At 48.0% G+C, this 17,818-nt stretch carries 17 protein-coding genes; 10 read left to right on the forward strand and 7 right to left on the reverse strand.

Going from position 1 to position 17,818, the window contains the following annotated elements:
* The first annotated feature begins 24 nt into the window (after positions 1–24).
* Entirely contained in the window at positions 25–1,443 is a 1,419-nt protein-coding gene (gene aspA / locus ACZ42L_RS06400) for an aspartate ammonia-lyase (protein ID WP_464701985.1), read from the forward strand.
* An 85-nt stretch (positions 1,444–1,528) separates the two neighbouring features.
* Here aspA and ACZ42L_RS06405 read toward each other — a convergent pair whose 3' ends face one another.
* Entirely contained in the window at positions 1,529–2,959 is a 1,431-nt protein-coding gene (locus tag ACZ42L_RS06405) for a tetratricopeptide repeat protein (protein WP_464715587.1), read from the reverse strand.
* A gap of 497 nt (positions 2,960–3,456) precedes the next feature.
* Positions 3,457–3,858, reverse strand: a complete 402-nt coding sequence (locus ACZ42L_RS06410; protein WP_464701527.1) for an FMN-binding protein — start codon at positions 3,856–3,858, stop codon at positions 3,457–3,459.
* 214 nt (positions 3,859–4,072) lie between these two features.
* Here ACZ42L_RS06410 and ACZ42L_RS06415 point away from each other — a divergent pair, with 214 nt between their 5' ends.
* The gene (locus tag ACZ42L_RS06415) at positions 4,073–5,185 is read left to right on the forward strand and encodes a metallophosphoesterase (protein WP_464715588.1); all 1,113 of its coding nucleotides are present in this window, start codon (positions 4,073–4,075) and stop codon (positions 5,183–5,185) included.
* A gap of 32 nt (positions 5,186–5,217) precedes the next feature.
* On the opposite strand, the gene ACZ42L_RS06420 is transcribed toward ACZ42L_RS06415, so the two are convergent.
* Positions 5,218–6,327, reverse strand: coding sequence for a DEAD/DEAH box helicase (locus ACZ42L_RS06420; RefSeq protein ID WP_464701529.1), 1,110 nt, complete (start codon positions 6,325–6,327; stop codon positions 5,218–5,220).
* Positions 6,328–6,438: 111 nt separating this feature from the next.
* Positions 6,439–6,726: an RNA recognition motif domain-containing protein gene (locus ACZ42L_RS06425; protein ID WP_464701990.1), complete on the reverse strand. Its 288-nt coding sequence runs from the start codon at positions 6,724–6,726 to the stop codon at positions 6,439–6,441.
* Positions 6,727–7,213: 487 nt separating this feature from the next.
* On the opposite strand from ACZ42L_RS06425, the gene ACZ42L_RS06430 reads away from it, so the two are divergent.
* From ACZ42L_RS06430 to recA, 4 genes are read left to right on the forward strand one after another with little or no spacing between them, the layout of a single operon-like run.
* Positions 7,214–7,822, forward strand: coding sequence for a DUF6621 family protein (locus ACZ42L_RS06430; RefSeq protein ID WP_464715589.1), 609 nt, complete (start codon positions 7,214–7,216; stop codon positions 7,820–7,822).
* Between the two features lie 45 nt (positions 7,823–7,867).
* Positions 7,868–9,106, forward strand: a complete 1,239-nt coding sequence (locus ACZ42L_RS06435) for a saccharopine dehydrogenase family protein (protein WP_464701533.1) — start codon at positions 7,868–7,870, stop codon at positions 9,104–9,106.
* A 19-nt stretch (positions 9,107–9,125) separates the two neighbouring features.
* Positions 9,126–9,449 (forward strand): transcriptional regulator, encoded by a 324-nt coding sequence (locus ACZ42L_RS06440; RefSeq protein WP_464701992.1) that lies wholly within the window; start codon positions 9,126–9,128, stop codon positions 9,447–9,449.
* A gap of 9 nt (positions 9,450–9,458) precedes the next feature.
* Positions 9,459–10,481 (forward strand): recombinase RecA, encoded by a 1,023-nt coding sequence (recA, locus tag ACZ42L_RS06445; RefSeq protein WP_464715590.1) that lies wholly within the window; start codon positions 9,459–9,461, stop codon positions 10,479–10,481.
* A gap of 211 nt (positions 10,482–10,692) precedes the next feature.
* Here the strand turns inward: recA and ACZ42L_RS06450 are convergent, their stop codons facing one another.
* Genes ACZ42L_RS06450 through ACZ42L_RS06460 form a run of 3 tightly spaced genes read right to left on the reverse strand, consistent with a single transcriptional unit; the run spans position 10,693 to position 12,744 of the window.
* On the reverse strand, positions 10,693–11,772 hold the full coding sequence (locus tag ACZ42L_RS06450; RefSeq protein ID WP_464715591.1) for a TIGR04133 family radical SAM/SPASM protein: 1,080 nt from the start codon (positions 11,770–11,772) through the stop codon (positions 10,693–10,695).
* Complete coding sequence (locus tag ACZ42L_RS06455) at positions 11,773–12,252, reverse strand: radical SAM-associated putative lipoprotein (RefSeq protein WP_464715592.1); 480 nt, start codon at positions 12,250–12,252, stop codon at positions 11,773–11,775.
* 27 nt (positions 12,253–12,279) lie between these two features.
* Positions 12,280–12,744 (reverse strand): radical SAM-associated putative lipoprotein, encoded by a 465-nt coding sequence (locus ACZ42L_RS06460; protein WP_464715593.1) that lies wholly within the window; start codon positions 12,742–12,744, stop codon positions 12,280–12,282.
* 358 nt (positions 12,745–13,102) lie between these two features.
* Here ACZ42L_RS06460 and ACZ42L_RS06465 point away from each other — a divergent pair, with 358 nt between their 5' ends.
* The 4 genes from ACZ42L_RS06465 (at position 13,103) to ACZ42L_RS06480 (ending at position 17,799) form a co-directional block, all read left to right on the forward strand.
* Positions 13,103–15,622, forward strand: a complete 2,520-nt coding sequence (locus ACZ42L_RS06465; RefSeq protein WP_464715594.1) for a ribonucleoside-diphosphate reductase subunit alpha — start codon at positions 13,103–13,105, stop codon at positions 15,620–15,622.
* A gap of 47 nt (positions 15,623–15,669) precedes the next feature.
* A complete protein-coding gene (locus tag ACZ42L_RS06470) occupies positions 15,670–16,719 on the forward strand; it encodes a ribonucleotide-diphosphate reductase subunit beta (RefSeq protein WP_464701664.1) in 1,050 nt (349 codons plus the stop codon).
* Positions 16,720–17,130: 411 nt separating this feature from the next.
* Complete coding sequence (locus ACZ42L_RS06475; protein WP_464715595.1) at positions 17,131–17,448, forward strand: type II toxin-antitoxin system RelE/ParE family toxin; 318 nt, start codon at positions 17,131–17,133, stop codon at positions 17,446–17,448.
* Between the two features lie 6 nt (positions 17,449–17,454).
* The gene (locus ACZ42L_RS06480; RefSeq protein WP_464701541.1) at positions 17,455–17,799 is read left to right on the forward strand and encodes a HigA family addiction module antitoxin; all 345 of its coding nucleotides are present in this window, start codon (positions 17,455–17,457) and stop codon (positions 17,797–17,799) included.
* The last annotated feature ends 19 nt before the right edge of the window (positions 17,800–17,818 follow it).

Here is a 17,818-nt window from a genome sequence, read left to right on the forward strand (position 1 = left end):
ACTCTAACATCAAATAATAATTATATGGAAGAAAAATTCAGAGTAGAGTCCGACCTTTTAGGCGAACTGAAAGTGCCGGCAGATGCCTACTATGGCGTACAAACGCAACGGGGCATCAACAACTACCATATCTCGCGCAAGAAAATGCGCGACTATCCCGACTACATCATCGCCATTGCATACGTGAAGCTGGCTGCCGTGCAGACCAACCACAGCCTCGGTGTCATCAACGACGAGATTGCCGGAGCTATCTCACAAGCCTGTCGCGAACTCATAGACGGCAAGTGGCACGAGAACTTCCCCATCGACATGATGCAGGGAGGTGCCGGAACATCGGTCAACATGAATGCCAATGAGGTGATTGCCAATCGCGCTTTGGAGATTATGGGACACAAGAAGGGTGAATACCAATACTGCTATCCCAACGACCACTGCAACTGCGGACAGTCTACCAACGACGTTTATCCCACCACCATTCGCCTGGCCATCATCCGTATGAACAAGAGCTTGGTAGCCAGTCTCACCGGACTCATCAGCGCATTGCGCTACAAGGGCGACGAATACAAGGATGCCATCAAGATGGGACGCACACAGTTGCAGGACGCAGTACCTATGACGGCGGGCCAGGAATTCAATGCCTATGCCAACAATCTGGAAGAAGAAATCCTGAATCTGGAGCGTAACGTGAAGCTACTGCACGAAATCAACATGGGCGGTACGGCCATCGGCACAGGTCTGAATGCCGTTCCCGGCTTCGCAAAACTTTGTGCTGCCAACCTGAGCAAGCTCACCGGCGAGACATTCATCTCTGCATCCGACCTCGTAGAAGCCACTCCCGACACCGGAGCATACGTCAGCTATTCGTCGGCACTGAAACGTCTGGCCGTGAAACTGTCCAAGATATGCAACGATTTCCGTCTCATGGCATCCGGACCACGCTGTGGTCTGCACGAAATCAACCTACCAGCCAAAGCTCCCGGTTCTTCTATCATGCCCGGAAAGGTGAACCCTGTCATTCCCGAAGTGACCAACCAAGTATGCTTCAAGGTCATCGGTAACGACACCGCCGTCTCGTTCGCAGCCGAAGCCGGTCAGTTAGAGTTGAACGTCATGGAACCGGTTATCACCGAATGCCTGTTCGAAAGCCTCTGGTGGTTGCGCAATGCCATCGATACATTGACCGAAGAGTGCGTGCTCGGCATCACTGTGAACCGCGAACGCTGCTACGAAATGGTCAAGAACAGTATCGGTATCGTCACGGCGCTGAACCCCTACATCGGCTACAAGACCAGTACCAAGGTGGCCAAAGAAGCGCTCGAAACCAATCGTTCGGTCTACGACATCGTATTGGAGCAGGGTATCATGACCAAGGAGCAGCTCGACTTGGCTCTTGACCCGAAGGAGATGCTCAAACCACACAAGTTTGAATTGCCTAAAAAATAAAATGTAAGTTGATTATGAAACGGCTTCTCTGCGAAGCCAACCCCGATAAAGATGACTTTGAAAATTCTTTATCGGGGATTTTTTGTTACTCATCGTCCTCTGTCGGTGCAGACAATCTTGTCAGCATACAGTGCTGACGGAAATCGGAAAGATAAAAACTATATTCCGAATACTCACGCAATACAGGCACTACCTTGTCTAAGAAAGCGTTTACATCGTACAACAGCAGGTCTATATAGCAACTCCCCGTACCCGATGCACCACCCAGCAGAAGGCCCAATCCATCCTGATTCAGAATCTCTTTCTCAATTCTGTCCTCCAGTTTATAGCGGAAATCCAAGACGGCTTTTCTTTCCTCTGCCCCGATATTATCGTATGGAAATGCCAAGAACACAGCCTGCACCCCAAACTGATTGAGCTTATCAAACAGACCGGTATCGCCTTCATAATATTGTGAAATCAGGTGGGAAAAGCGTGTAGTACCTATCGCCACATCATATCGTAACTCCTCATTTTCCTTCGGTTCCAGTCTATATGAGATAAAGACATCCTTAGGATTTTCAAATACTTGCTTGCCATTTGCCTTCAGGGTTTCCGTGATATAGCTGCGAAGTTCAGGCAAGGGGAACATCTCTTCTTCCTGCTTCTCCGCGCGCTTTACATTCGCAATGTACTGATAAGAAAGTCCTTCGCCCAGCATGAGTTCCATCATGATATAAAAAGCATTATATGCTTGCGCTTCGGGCAGGGAGCATAGATGCTCTTCATAAAACGAAATGGCAAAATCATTGTGCTGCTCATCGTAATGGGCATGCACATATACATCCTGCATATCTATTTGCGCCCCATACATCTGAAAACTAAATGGAGCATCTGCACCTTGGTTATAAGGCGAGAAATGCCATTTCCCCTTCAACTGTTCCGGCATTCGGGATATAAGGTAGGGATAGAGATAGAACAGATATTCATTTCCCTCTATGGAGAATGTAAACTCATAGTCGCCGCCCATATTGAAGTGTATATCTTCCGAAATCAAGCCTAGGCCCTGGTCAATGAGGCCGAGCACCTGGTCAGAATCATACTCGTCGCGCTTTTCTACCAGCTCCGAAAGCTCCGCTTCGTTCTGTAAAAACCATTGCCAGAAAGCATCCACCCTCGCCCTGAATGGCATTTCCTTATTGCAACAGCGAATGAAATCTATCGTGTCTTCGTCGTCGGGCGTCAATTCATTAGCTTTCGTGAAATAGGAAAGTGCTTCCTGATTCCTGTCCAGATAATACAGCGCATACCCCATACGGAAATTCCAGTTGGTATCATCCTTGCCCTCTTCCTGAATGGATTGGAGCAAAGTCAATGCCGTATCATACTCATCAATATAATTATAAGCTCGTGCCAACAAGCCAATTTCTTCAAAGTCTCTCTTTTCAGGAGCAATGTTTTCTAACGCATCAATCACCTTTTGGTGTTCATCAGCTTCTGTCCAGATGTCAATCTGCTGTCTTAATTCTTTATTCATGATTATTTTTTAGTTAATGATTCATACGAAACCAATAGTGGGGTTGGCTGTTTATTTCTTCCAGTGTATCACCCTTTTCTACCGAATACCAAACCCCTCAAATTACTGCAAAGGCTTAGCAGCGTTGCTGCAAAGTACAAACAGTTATGCTGCAAAGCCCAGTCAGCAACACTGCCAAGCCCTTGCAGCCAAACCAGATGAAAAAGCGTGGATACGACCAAGGCCATAACGAGATAAAACCGATGCTTCATGGTAAGGTATTCCAAATAAATACAGCCGGCATAGTGTCCACAACTATCACCACAAATATAGCGTAAAGCGATGAATACTCAAAACCTTTTACGCAATATTTTTCTACAGTTCAAGAAACAGACCGACATGTATGAAAACAATATTCCCCATGCCAATAAGCTCATCTCATAGCATGGGGAATTCGATAGTCTGTCGGCAGGTATTCAGACATGCACGCCTGAGCCGGCGTTGCTGCCCGAATGAGGTTATTGACGTTGCTTGTAGTAATTCAGGCCGAGCTGTACGTTCTTCTTCAAAGCATTGGAAGAATAGGTAGCACCCGACACTCCGTCGACCTCCATCTTGGCAGCCTTGCCGACACTCTTGCCCGTATAGCTAGTCAACAAAGCCTTGGCCCGATTGAAAAATTTAGGACTCTCCTGATTAGGGAGGGCTTCTATCTTCACTACCTTGTTCTTATGAATGAAAATTTTAACGGGTGTCGCGTTCCTGAACCCTTTCACATGCTTACCCAACTGTTCTGTATTGACAATCGCCGTATCCTTATCCTGCGTAATAATATCGCTGCCCGGCATGGCACTTACCAATACTGTCACTGCTATCACTGCCACTGCAGAGGTTATCCATGTAGTCTTTTGCTTCTTCATGTCCATCAAAATTAATACTTATTTAAATTAAATCTAGATTGCAAAGTTAATGGAATATATCCAAAACACAGTCATAAAACATGTCGCTTTATGTTTTTTTTACCAAAGAAATCTGTATCTTTGTAGAAGAAAGGCGGCACTCGGCAATAAGAAAACAAGTTTTCATTGCGCTCGTTTGCACTTTCTTTGTAAAAGAAAAACCACTCGACAGCCTATGTTCAAAGCCTTCATAGCATTCCTGACAGCACTCGTGGTCCCCGACATTTACATCTGGTATCACTTCATCGGTACGGATGCTGCATGGTGGGTGACGTTGCTCTACGCTCTGCCTACCGTGGTCTTAATCGGCTCTTTCGTCGCTGCCAACCTGGGATTCTATCACAACACATGCCTGCGCATCTTCTTTTCGCTGACTCTCTGCGTGGTGTTGCCTAAATTTGTCTTTACGATTCTGTCACTCCTTTTGCCCACTTGGCTGGCACTTGCCATCGCTTTGGCCTTGGTAGCTAGCATCGCCTATGGCTTCATCGCGGGTTGGCGACACCTCGTTGTACGTAGAGCTACCTGTTTTTCGCATCTTCTCCCATCGGCGTTCGATGGTTTTCGCATCCTCCAGTTTTCCGATTTACATGCCGGAACTTTCCTCAAAAGCCACTCATTCATCAAGAAACTCGTAGAGGAAATCAACCATCTGCAACCCGATCTCATCGTCTTTACAGGCGATTTGGTCAATGTCAGTGCCGACGAGATAGTACCGTTTACGCGTTATCTGCGTCAGTTGCATGCCCCATACGGTGTCTATTCGATTCTGGGCAACCACGATTATTGCGAGTATGGCAAGGACCATACGCTACAGAACATAGTGCGCCATCAGCACATGCTGCGCTACATGGAAGAGAAAATGGGCTGGCATTTGCTGCTCAATGAGCATGTATGGCTGGAGAAAGAGACCGACAAGATAGCCCTTATCGGTGTAGAGAACATCAGCAAACCGCCATTCCCCACCTATGGAGACCTTACAAAAGCCATGCAGGGAATACCCGACGGCGCGTACAAGATACTGCTAAGCCACGACCCTACGCACTGGCGACGCAGCATTGTGGGCCAGACAGACATCGCACTCACACTGAGCGGACACACCCATGCAGGCCAAGTAAAGATAGGAAGGTTCTCGCCAGCCCGATTTGCCTATCGCGAATGGGGCGGCATATACAAAGAAGCCCAGCAGACACTCTACGTATCGCTGGGCTTAGGGGGGACGATGCCATTCCGCCTGGGGGCATGGCCCGAAGTAAATCTTTTAGAACTTAGAGGTACTAAATGTTAAAAAAGAAGAGGCACAAGGTAAAGGTGCGGCCATTATTGGGCCACACTGATTCGCTTACCTGTCAGCTTCTGAATATCTTTCAACTGCTTTTTCTCGTCATCGCAACAGAAGCTGAGGGCCAGACCTTCGTGCCCTGCACGACCGGTACGGCCGATACGATGAACGTAGGTTTCAGGAACATCGGGTATATCATAATTGATGACCAGCGGAAGTTCGCTGATGTCGATGCCACGGGCAGCAATATCGGTAGCTACCATCACACGTGTCTTACCGCTTTTGAAGTTGCCCAGCGCCGATTGTCGGGCCGACTGACTCTTGTTTCCATGAATGGCCTGACTCTTGATACCAGCCTTTACGAGTTTCCTGACAATATTGTCGGCACGGTGTTTGGTACGAGAGAACACAAGCACCGAGCGCTCGTCGCGCTCATGGAGCAGCGAAATGAGCAGTGCGGTCTTCTCTTGTTTCTCCACGTAGTAGAGACGTTGGTCGATGGTATCGACGGTAGAAGACACCGGCGTCACCTCTACGCGAGCCGGATTATGCAATATTTTGCGCGTAATTTCCTGTATTTCCTGTGGCATGGTGGCCGAGAAAAGCATGGTCTGCTTCTTTGCCGGCAACATCGGCAACAGTTTTCTGATGTCGTGGATAAATCCCATATCGAGCATACGGTCGGCCTCATCGAGCACGAAATAGCGTATGCTGTCCAGTCGGAGCAATCCCTGCGCCTTGAGATCGAGCAGTCGGCCAGGTGTAGCCACCAGTATATCAATGCCTCTGCGCAACATGTCTACCTGCGGTTTCTGCCCCACTCCACCAAAGATGACACCATGCCGCACCTGGGTATGGCAGGCATAGTCCGTCAGGCACTCCTCTATCTGGAGTGCCAACTCACGGGTCGGCGTCAATATAAGCGCACTGATACCCTTGCTTCTCTGCGGAGTCTGGCTGATATGCTGAATAAGAGGAATGGCAAATGCCGCTGTTTTTCCGGTTCCGGTCTGCGCGCATCCTAATATATCGCGCCCTTGTAATGCTACCGGTATGGCTTTCTCCTGAATCGGAGTAGGTTCTGTATATCCTTTTTCTGAAATGGCCTGCAATATAGGCTCTACAATCTTTAAATCCTGAAATGTCATTGTAAGTTTTTAAGTTCATAAGTTTTTGAGTTTATAAGTCCTTGAGTTTTAGCATGGCATGATATATACACACACCCAAAAACTCAAAAACTTATAAACCCATAAACTTATTTAATATCTTCTCCTGTCGTTGTTGAAACTACGACGGGGACGCTCCTCACGTGGCATAGCTTCTTTCACGTAGATGGTACGACCCTCAAATTCGGTCTCGTTAAGTGCGTCGATGGCCTTACGGGCATCGTCATCGTTAGACATCTCTATGAAGCCGAAGCCTCTGGAACGTCCTGATTCACGATCAGTAATAACTCTTGCTGATGTAATTTCTCCAAACTCTGAAAAACGGTTGGCCAATGCTGCTTCGTCTGTACCGTAGCTAAGGCCTGAAATGTAAATGTTCATTTTTAATAAATGATGTTTTAAATAAATACTGGAAATCGGAGTTAAGAGAATCATTAAGGGAGCTGCTGCTTACTATTTAACTGGTAAAAGGAAGAGCGTTACGATAATAAGCCGAAACTCAAATTCGAGACAAAGATATGGCAAATAATCAATAACCCACCATAACCGCCCTGTTTTCTACACAAAAATAACCTTTTTTATGTTTAGCAGCCCCCTTGCAAGCAGTTTCCGTCGGCCTACTTGCACACAGAGACCTGCCCCACGGGCTACCAGTCTGCCCACACTCAAAAAACTGCAAGGCCTCCGCAGCATCGCTGCAAAGGCCGAACAGCAATACTGCAAAGCCCAGTCAGCAATGCTGCCGAGGCTTTGCAGTAAATCAACGACATAGACAGCAGGGGCGAATCACATTCGCCCTGACGAGCAGAATCAAAATAAACGATGCTTTCCTTTGCTTTTCCACGGGTTTACATTATCTTTGCAAAATATGAATCCACAAGAGACTAACAGCATCAAATGGAGTGAAAACGTGATTATTGCCGATGCCGATTACATCGACAGCGTGGCCTTCAATCTCACCGTGAACTTCGAGCGAATGATAGGGCGACGCATCCCGAAGGCCGACATGAGCCAATGGGGCGTATGTATAGCATTGGACGGAGGGGTGAGACCTGAGCAGCATGAGACACAGATGGTGCTCGTCCACGACGAAGACCGTCGGCAAATGGATAACTTCCAACCGGCAGACTACGCCAAGGAACTGGATGGCCAGGCTTTCAAAGACGAGAAACTGGGCGAGTTCAGCATCAACACCATTGCCACAGGCAAGATGACTTCGAAGGACGAGGCAATACTGGACGTGCTATGCCTGGCACTGGAGCGTCCGGAAGTGAAGCGCATCATGGTCATTCCCAACAGCGAGCAAGGCGACCTCTATGCCACCATCCGACAGACATTGCGCCAAGTGGATGACGAGAAGCGCATCACGGTCTTTGCCATGCAACCGATGGAGGGAGGCAACTTCAGGCAGGAGATATTAGGCTACAGCCTGATGAGTGCACTGGGAATCAGTGCCGACGAGGTGAACAGCTACTAAAACAGAACAGTCAACAAGAATTATAAAAACAACAAAATAAACACTATGTCAAGAGTATTAATGATAGGAGCAGGTGGCGTGGCTACCGTGGCAGCATTCAAGATAGCACAGAATGCCGATGTATTTACCGACTTCATGATTGCCAGCCGGCGTAAGGAGAAGTGCGACAAAATAGTAGAAGACATCCACAAAGCAGGATGGGACATGCCCATAGAGACGGCTCAGGTAGACGCCGACGACGTGGAACAGCTCAAAGCACTCTTCAACAGCTTCAAGCCGGAGCTGGTCATCAACCTGGCTCTGCCCTATCAAGACCTCACCATCATGGACGCTTGTCTGGCCTGTGGGGTGAACTATCTCGACACGGCCAACTATGAACCGAAGGACGAAGCTCACTTTGAGTATTCATGGCAGTGGGCCTATAAGGACAAATTCGAGAAGGCCGGACTCACGGCCATCCTGGGTTGCGGATTCGATCCGGGCGTGAGCGGTATCTATACGGCTTATGCAGCCAAGCATCACTTCGACGAAATCCACACACTTGACATCGTCGACTGCAACGCCGGAAACCATCATAAGGCCTTCGCAACCAACTTCAATCCGGAAATCAACATCCGCGAGATTACACAGAAGGGACTCTACTACAAAGACGGGCAGTGGATAGAGACCGAACCACTGGCTGTGCACAAGGCACTGACCTATCCGAATATCGGTCCACGCGAGAGCTACCTGATGCACCACGAAGAGCTGGAGAGCCTGGTGCTGAACTATCCCACCATCAAGCAGGCACGCTTCTGGATGACCTTCGGACAGCAGTACCTTACCTATCTGGACTGCATTCAGAACCTGGGCATGAGCCGAATCGACGAAATAGAATACGAAGCTCCGCTGGCAGACGGTTCCGGCAAGACTGCGAAAGTGAAGATTGTACCCCTGCAATTCCTCAAGGCCGTGCTGCCCAATCCGCAAGACCTCGGCGAGAACTACGACGGCGAGACCAGCATCGGCTGCCGCATTCGCGGTATCAAGGACGGCAAGGAGCTTACCTACTACGTCTACAACAACTGTAAGCACCAAGAGGCTTACAAGGAAACGGGGATGCAGGGCGTCAGCTACACGACGGGCGTACCGGCCATGATTGGTGCAATGATGTTCTTCAAGGGACTATGGCGCAAGCCCGGTGTGTGGAATGTAGAGAACTTCGACCCCGATCCATTCATGGAGAAACTCAACGAATGCGGACTGCCTTGGCACGAAGTGTTCGGCGGCGACCTGGAACTGTAGGAACAATGTCTATATCAATATGGCTTGCACACTGGATTTTATCGACTTCGTCTGCATGCAGATAGCGCCTGTTGGCGACATCAGGGCGCGCAAGATGTTCGGCGACTACATAATATATGCCAACGACAAGCCGGTCATCACCGCCTGCGACAACGTGGCTTATATCAAGATATTGCCGGAGATAGAACACCTGATGCACGATGCAGAGAGAGGATTTCCCTACGAAGGAGCTAAAGAGCACTATATTTTAGACGTTGGTAACACAAACCATGCAGTAGCAGTGGTATCTATATTGGAGAAGTGTCTGCCTTTTCCAAAAAGCAAAAAGAAAAAGAAACAATAAACAAGTATTATGGCAAAAGAAGAAAACAACAACTTGTCGGCAGCAGAGGGAAAACTGAAAGCACTTCAGGCTGCGATGTCAAAGATAGAGAAAGATTTTGGCAAAGGCACTATCATGCGCATGGGAGACCAGCAGGTAGAGCATGTCGAAGTCATACCAACAGGCAGTATCGGTCTCGACGTGGCCCTTGGTGTAGGTGGCTATCCGCGCGGACGAATCATCGAAATCTACGGACCGGAGAGTTCCGGTAAGACCACACTGGCCATCCATGCCATTGCCGAAGCACAGAAAGCCGGCGGCATTGCAGCATTCATTGATGCCGAGCACGCATTCGACCGCTTCTATGCAGAGAAGTTGGGAGTGGATATAGAAAACCTTTGGATTTCGCAACCCGACAATGGAGAACAGGCACTTGAGATTGCCGACCAGCTGATACGTTCATCGGCCATCGACATCCTGGTCGTTGACTCGGTAGCTGCACTTACTCCCAAATCGGAAATCGAAGGGGATATGGGAGAAAACAAGGTGGGGTTGCAGGCCCGACTGATGAGTCAAGCACTGCGTAAACTCACTGCTACCATCAGCAAGACAAACACCACGTGTATCTTCATCAACCAGCTGCGCGAGAAGATTGGTGTGATGTTCGGCAATCCTGAGACCACGACGGGTGGTAATGCGCTGAAATTTTATGCCTCAGTGCGTCTCGACATCCGTCGCAGCACAGCTATCAAGGATGGCGACCAGCAGATAGGTAACGAGGTACGCGTAAAGGTGGTGAAGAACAAAGTTGCTCCTCCATTCCGCAAGGCCGAGTTCGAAATCATGTTCGGCGAGGGTATTAGCAAGATTGGAGAGATTGTAGACCTCGGCGTGGAATATGGTATTGTGCAGAAGAGTGGTAGCTGGTACAGCTACAACGGTTCGAAACTGGCACAGGGTCGAGATGGAACGAAGGCATTGCTCCGTGACAACCCGGAGCTGTGCGAGGAATTGGAAGGCCTCATCAAGCAGGCTATTGCAGAAAAACAATAACCTCACAACATAAAAAAAATGGCAACCAAGCGTAAAAGCATGGTTGCCATTTTTCATTCCTACCATATATAATAAGGTGAAAACTGTCTAACAACAATCTTTACTTTACAGCATCCAGCTAATCATGGACCATATAGCAGTTGGGACAAAGACGACTGTAAACAGAGTAAAGGAAACTACAGCACCGTATATTATAACACCTGCAAAAGGCTTATACCGCTTGCAGACGTTTCAAATGGCATAGCAACAACTTGCCATCACCATCGCGTAAGTGCATTCCGTTGCCTCTGCAATAACGGAAATATTTGCAATCGGCACATTCATCCTTGCGCATCCATTCTCTATCGCGATAAGGTTGGAATCTATTTTCCCACACTTCCATAAAGTCATCTTCGTAGATATTGCCTTGATGATAGTCGGCACGGATGCTGGGACACGCCGAGATTGAGCCGTCCACCAGTACCGAGCCTGTCGTAATACCGGCATTGCAGAAGAAGAAATTATCGCGCACATCGCCCTCATAATTGCCCAAAAAGCCTTCGCAACCATAACTTACTTGGATGCGTCCTTCTGCTCTTGTCTGCTTGATGAATTCAAACAAACCGCGAAATTCCTCATTCATGAGTCGCATCATAGGGTCGTCGGCAGCCCGACCAACGGGGAATACGCTGAACAAACGCCAGCGTTTGACACCTTTACTAATCAAGAACTCCTTGATATCATTCAATTTCTGATAGTTCTGACGGTTGGCGCAGGTCACCACATCAAACACCAATGAATCGGCAGCCACCATCATATCAATAGCTTGCGACACTCGCTCGAAGCTATGTTTGTGTCCCCTCATCCAATTATGGTCTTCCTCCAACCCATCCATACTCACGGTGATAGAATGCAATCCAGCATCCAGCAGTCTATTGAAACGCTCCTGTGTCAGGTACAATCCATTGGTCACCATGCCCCAAGGGAATCCCTTCTCATAGATAGCAGCACAACATTCCTCCAAATCATCGCGCATCAAAGGTTCTCCCCCCGTCACAACAACGAACACCTGGTGCGGATCTTGCTTGGCAGCAATGCCATCCAATACGCGCAAGAAATCCTCCTTCGGCATATCCTTCGCTTCCATTTTCACTTTACAGTCGCTCCCACAGTGGCGACAATGAAGATTACAGCGCAGCGTACATTCCCAAAACAACTGGCGCAACGGATGCTCTTCTATCTTCTGATTGAGCATTTTGCGCCATAATTCGAGCGCCACTTTTCGGCGAAACGATAGGGGTGTAGGTTTCATTTAGATATCTGTTTTCTTCAACTTCTTATCGGCTGTCACCTCGAAATCACCATCATACCATCCTGACCCTTTTCCTTTCTGATGAACAATGGCTTCCATTCCCTTCAAAGAGTCTTTTTCAAATACCCCGCCATTGGCCACTCCATCGACATCTTCAAAGGTGATGACAAGGTCTTCTTTTAGATATTTTTCATTAAAGCCACGCAATTTTTTAGTAGCATATTTCCCTTCTGCATCTGTATAAACGGTATCTCGACCATCCCAAGAACTTCTATTGAGCTTTGTAGTGACCCGAATGCCTTTAAGATTAGCACCATTTTCCGCTCTTACACGTCCCTTTACCTGGAATGAAATGTTCGGAGTTCCATACTCCACAGGAGTTGTGTCCTCATTCAGAGAACCACTACAAGATTCGAATCCTAACAGGGTAAACAATGCTGCAAGCAGCATATGATACCACTTTGTAAGCTTCACTTTCATAACTAACAGACTTAATATAACAAGAATCTACTTGATTTTCTTGTTCAATTTCTTATCGGCTGTCACCTCAAAATGGCCTTCATACCATCCTGAGCCTTTTTCCTTTTGAGTGATAGTGACTTCCGTACCCTTCAGGGAATCCTTTTCAAACATGCCGCCATTGGCCTCTCCATCGACATCTTCATATACGATGACAAGTTCTTCTTTCAATACAGATGAGCTGAAACCCTGCAACTTCTTAGTCGAAAAATGACCATTGGCATCGGTATATACCGTATCTCGCCGTTGCACATCATACGGATTCCTGGTCTTAGCAATCACCCGGATTCCCTTGAGTGCACCTGCATCGCCCTTCACATTTCCTTTGACCTGGTAAGAAACAATAGGCGTACCATATTCATCAGCACCTGTGAAGTCGCAAGATTCAAATCCAAGCATCGCAAGCAACGATGCCAACAGCGCATAATACCAACGATTCAATTTTATTTTCATGCCTATTCGATTAAAGTTTTCTATCCTAACAACTATAAAAATAGCAAATCTTGCATCTGTATGCTCACTTTATTCTGCTATTTACACTTTTTTAACCATGTTGAAAAACAAAGAGTCTCTATCGCCTTCTTCACCAGAAGACAAACAGAAGAAAATCATACAGCCTAACTATCGAAAAACAAAAATGTAATGATTCCAAAACTTTTCAATAGTTTTCATAGTTGGACAACTTTTTTTAGTTACCTTTGTTCAAAGTTACACAAAACAAAAAACTTTACCCTCAATAACAAAGTTATTTCATCAACACATTTATATCATAACCAACTAAACATCAGTAATTTATATCATAACAGCAAAAATGGAAATCAAGAAAAGGAATGGAAATATCGAGATATACGATTTACAGAAAATAATATCAGCGATTAAGAAAAGCTTCGACAGCACAAATAATCCTGGACATCAACAGGAAATTGAAGCGATGGCCAATGAAGTGGAACATTTTCTCAACCAACATGAAGACAAGCGGGATGTAGAGAACATCCAGGACAAGGTAGAAAAGACGTTGATGGAGCATGGTTTCTATGATGAAGCCAAAAGTTATATCCTCTTCAGATGGCAGCGAAACGAACAGCGTAAATACATTCGGAATATAGCATTCAACATCGGCGACAACGGTATCGAGGAAGTACTCAACGGCATTCGGCAGGACTTCCGCGAGGCCGAATACAGCGTCACACTCCTGTCAGACAAGTTTGTGAGTTTCTCCAAACCGCTGATGAGCCAGAAAGAGAAACTCAATGCACTCATCAAAGCTGCCGTAGAACTCACCACGGCAGAAAGTCCGATGTGGGAAATGATATCTGCCAGACTGCTCAGTTTCCAGACAAACCGCAGCATAGAAGAAGAGGAAAGGAAGCTGGGTATCACTACTTTCTACGAGAAGCTGCGCTACCTGACCGACGAGGGACTCTATGGCAGCTACATACTGGCCAATTATTCAAAGGAAGAAATTGCGATGGCAGAGGGCTTCATCGACCATTCACGCAACTACCTATTCAATTATAGTGGTCTCGACTTGCTGGCCAAGCGTTATCTTATCCGCACCTACGACGGCCGTATCATCGAGCGTGTGCAAGAGATGTATATGGGCATAGCCCTCCATCTGGCCATGCCGGAGAAATCGGAGCGCATGATGTGGGTTGAGAAGATATACCACTTGCTCAGCAAACTGGAAGTAACGATGGCCACCCCCACCCTCTCCAACGCCCGCAAACCCAACCATCAACTCTCCAGTTGCTTCATCGACACCGTGCCCGACAGTCTTACGGGCATCTATCGCAGCATCGACAACTTTGCACAGGTAAGCAAATTCGGCGGTGGCATGGGCATGTATTTCGGCAAAGTGAGAGCCACCGGCGGCAGCATCCGTGGTTTCAAGGGAGTGGCCGGGGGTGTCATCAGATGGATGAAACTGGTCAACGACACCGCCGTAGCAGTAGACCAGCTGGGCATGCGGCAAGGGGCTGTGGCCGTATATCTGGATGTCTGGCACAAAGACATACCGGAGTTTCTGCAACTACGCACCAATAATGGCGACGACCGCATGAAAGCCCACGACATATTCCCGGCCATCTGCTATCCAGACTTGTTCTGGCGGATGGCCGAAGAGAGTCTCGACCAAAACTGGTATCTGTTCTGTCCAAACGAAATCATGCGCCTCAAAGGCTACTCACTCGAAGACTATTACGGCGAAGAATGGGAACGCCGATACCAGGAATGTATAGACGACACGCGTCTCTCCCGTCGCCTCATCACCATCAAAGACCTTGTCAGGCTCATTCTCCGCTCTGCCGTAGAGACCGGAACTCCCTTCACTTTCAATCGCGACATCGTGAACAGGGCCAACCCCAATCCGCATAAGGGCGTCATATACTGCTCCAATCTATGTACCGAGATTGCCCAAAACATGGCCGCTATCGACGAAGTGAGCAGGGAGATACAAACCGAGAACGGCGAGACGGTGGTGGTAACGACCGTCAAACCGGGCGAATTCGTGGTGTGCAACCTGGCCAGCCTGTCGCTCGGCCGACTGCCCTTGGAAGACAAGGAAGCCATGTGCGACAAAGTGGCAACCGTAGTCCGCGCCCTCGACAACGTCATCCAGCTCAATTTCTATCCCATACCCTATGCCCAGATTACCAACCATCGCTATCGCAGCATAGGTCTCGGCGTGAGCGGCTACCATCATGCGCTGGCCACCAGAGGCATCAAATGGGAAAGCGAACGCCACCTGGAGTTCATGGACCGCGTGTTTGAGACCATTAACTATGCGGCCATCTCTGCCAGCGCCGACCTGGCCAAGGAGAAAGGGCAGTATCAATACTTCGAAGGGAGCGACTGGCAGACAGGGGCATACTTCGACAAACGCGACTATAAGTCGGAAGACTGGATGCGTCTCAGGCAGAAGGTTGCCAGGCAGGGCATGCGCAATGCCTATCTGCTGGCCATTGCTCCGACCAGCAGCACGAGCATTCTGGCCGGCACGACAGCCGGACTCGACCCTATCATGCAGCGGTTTTTCCTCGAAGAGAAGAAGGGGGCCATGCTCCCACGCGTAGCTCCTGCCCTGTCCGACCAGACCTACTGGCTCTACAAAGGGGCTTACCACATCAACCAGCAATGGAGCGTACGCGCCGCCGGTATCCGCCAACGCCATATAGATCAGGCCCAAAGCATGAATCTCTATATCACCAACGACTACACCATGCGACAGGTACTCGACCTCTATCTGCTGGCATGGAAGAGCGGCGTCAAGACCCTCTACTACGTGCGCAGCAAATCATTGGAAGTTGAGGAATGCGAAAGCTGCGCCTCATAATCCCTTTCACACATCGATCCATAACCCTCATAGATTCATTACACGATATGGACAACAACCAATTACAGCGCAATGCGCTCTTCAATCCCGAAGGAGATACCGACCTCAGACTACGCCGTATGATAGGCGGAAACTCCACCAATCTCAACGATTTCAACAACATGCGCTATCCGTGGGTGAGCGACTGGTATCGCCAGGCGATGAACAACTTCTGGATTCCGGAAGAAATCAACCTCACACAAGACACCAAAGACTATCCCAACTTGCCACAGGCCGAGCGCACGGCATACGACAAGATATTGAGTTTCCTCGTATTTCTCGACTCACTCCAGAGCAACAACCTGCCCACCATCAGCGAGTACATCACTGCCAACGAGGTAAATCTCTGTCTACACATACAGACTTTCCAGGAATGTGTGCACAGTCAGAGCTACAGCTACATGCTCGATACCATTTGTTCACCCGAAGAACGAAACGATATACTCTACCAGTGGAAGACCGATGAGCATCTGCTCAGGCGCAACACATTCATCGGCGACTGCTACAACGAGTTCCAGGCACACCGCGACAAGTTCCGACTCATGAAGGCATGTATGGCCAACTTCATACTCGAAGGCATCTATTTCTACAGCGGCTTCATGTTCTTCTACAATCTCAGCCGCAATGGCAAGATGTCGGGGTCGGCCCAGGAAATACGCTACATCAACCGCGACGAGAACACCCACCTATGGCTCTTCCGCAACATCATCGTCGAACTGAAACAGGAAGAACCCGAACTTTTCTCACCGGAGAAGATGGCTGTGTACGAAGAAATGATGCGCGAAGGTATCAGGCAAGAAATTGCCTGGGGACAATACGTCATAGGCGACAACATACAGGGACTCACCCAGCAGATGGTATCCGACTACATACGCTATCTGGGTAACCTACGCTGGCACAGTCTGGGATTCGGCTACCTGTTCGAGGACAACCGTGCTGAGCCGGCAGATATGCAGTGGGTGGCACAATATTCCAATGCCAACAAGGTAAAGACCGACTTCTTCGAGGCCAAGAGTACGGCCTATGCCAAGAGTACGGCACTCATAGACGACCTGTAACAAGACTGGGGGCAAGCCTGACGGCTTGCCCTTTTTGATACCCTCACATCAACTCTTACCCATCATCTATTACCTCTTATCTATCAACAACTCACACACTTACAACTCAACCCGTTTACTTGCATTTCGTCGACTCGTCTACTTTAAAATTCAACCTATCAACTCATAAACTTAAAACTCAAAAACTCAAAAAACTGCAAAGCTGCGGCAGCATCGCTGTTTGGCCTTTGCAGCAGTGCTGTCCGGGCTTTGCAGCACCACTGCCAAGCCCCTGCACTTTTGCGATTGACAAACAGGGACATTTACAGACGAATTTGCCGACGACATGTTTTAAACTTACATGAAACTTTATTCTCATTTTTGCGAATTTCAAAATTTATTCATATCTTTGCTTCCAGTAATGGTATTGGTATGATAGTAACACTTGAAGAACCCTACCTCCAGCATCTCTATGAGCAAGGAACAACTACCGACAAGAAGCATCGGTATCAACCACAAGTGATCAGAGGATTCCAAAAAGGTGTAAAATACATGGAAATGGCCAAAAGACCTGACGACCTTAGACGTATCAACTCCCTGAACTTCGAAGCTCTGAAGGGTGATAAGCAAGGTTTGTTTTCAATACGGGCCAACGACAAGTATTGCATTGAATTCACTATTGATGAGAATCTAGATATGCCAATCCTAACGATATGCAATATAACAGATTTGTCAAATCATTATAAATAGACGGATATGATAACACTAGAGGGCATTGACCCCAAAATGATAGCAAACAATTTGGAGTCATCAAACTTGATTCATCCGGGCGAAATGATTAAAGATGAAATCAGAAGCCGAGGCATCACCCAAAAGAAACTTTCCGAGATAACGGGCATCACCACCTCTGTATTGAATGAGGTACTGAACGGTAAACGCTCCGTTACGACAGAGTATGCGCTGCTGATAGAGGCTGCACTCGGCATTGATGCCGATATTTGGATTCGATTGCAAGCTGACTACGATAAGCAGAAAGCACATCAGGACAAGGCTTTCTTACAACGATTGAAACATGTGAGAAAGTATGCTGCCTTGCTATAACAGCAAGACGGGATGCTAG

The sequence above is a fragment of the Prevotella mikamonis genome, from assembly GCF_055381405.1.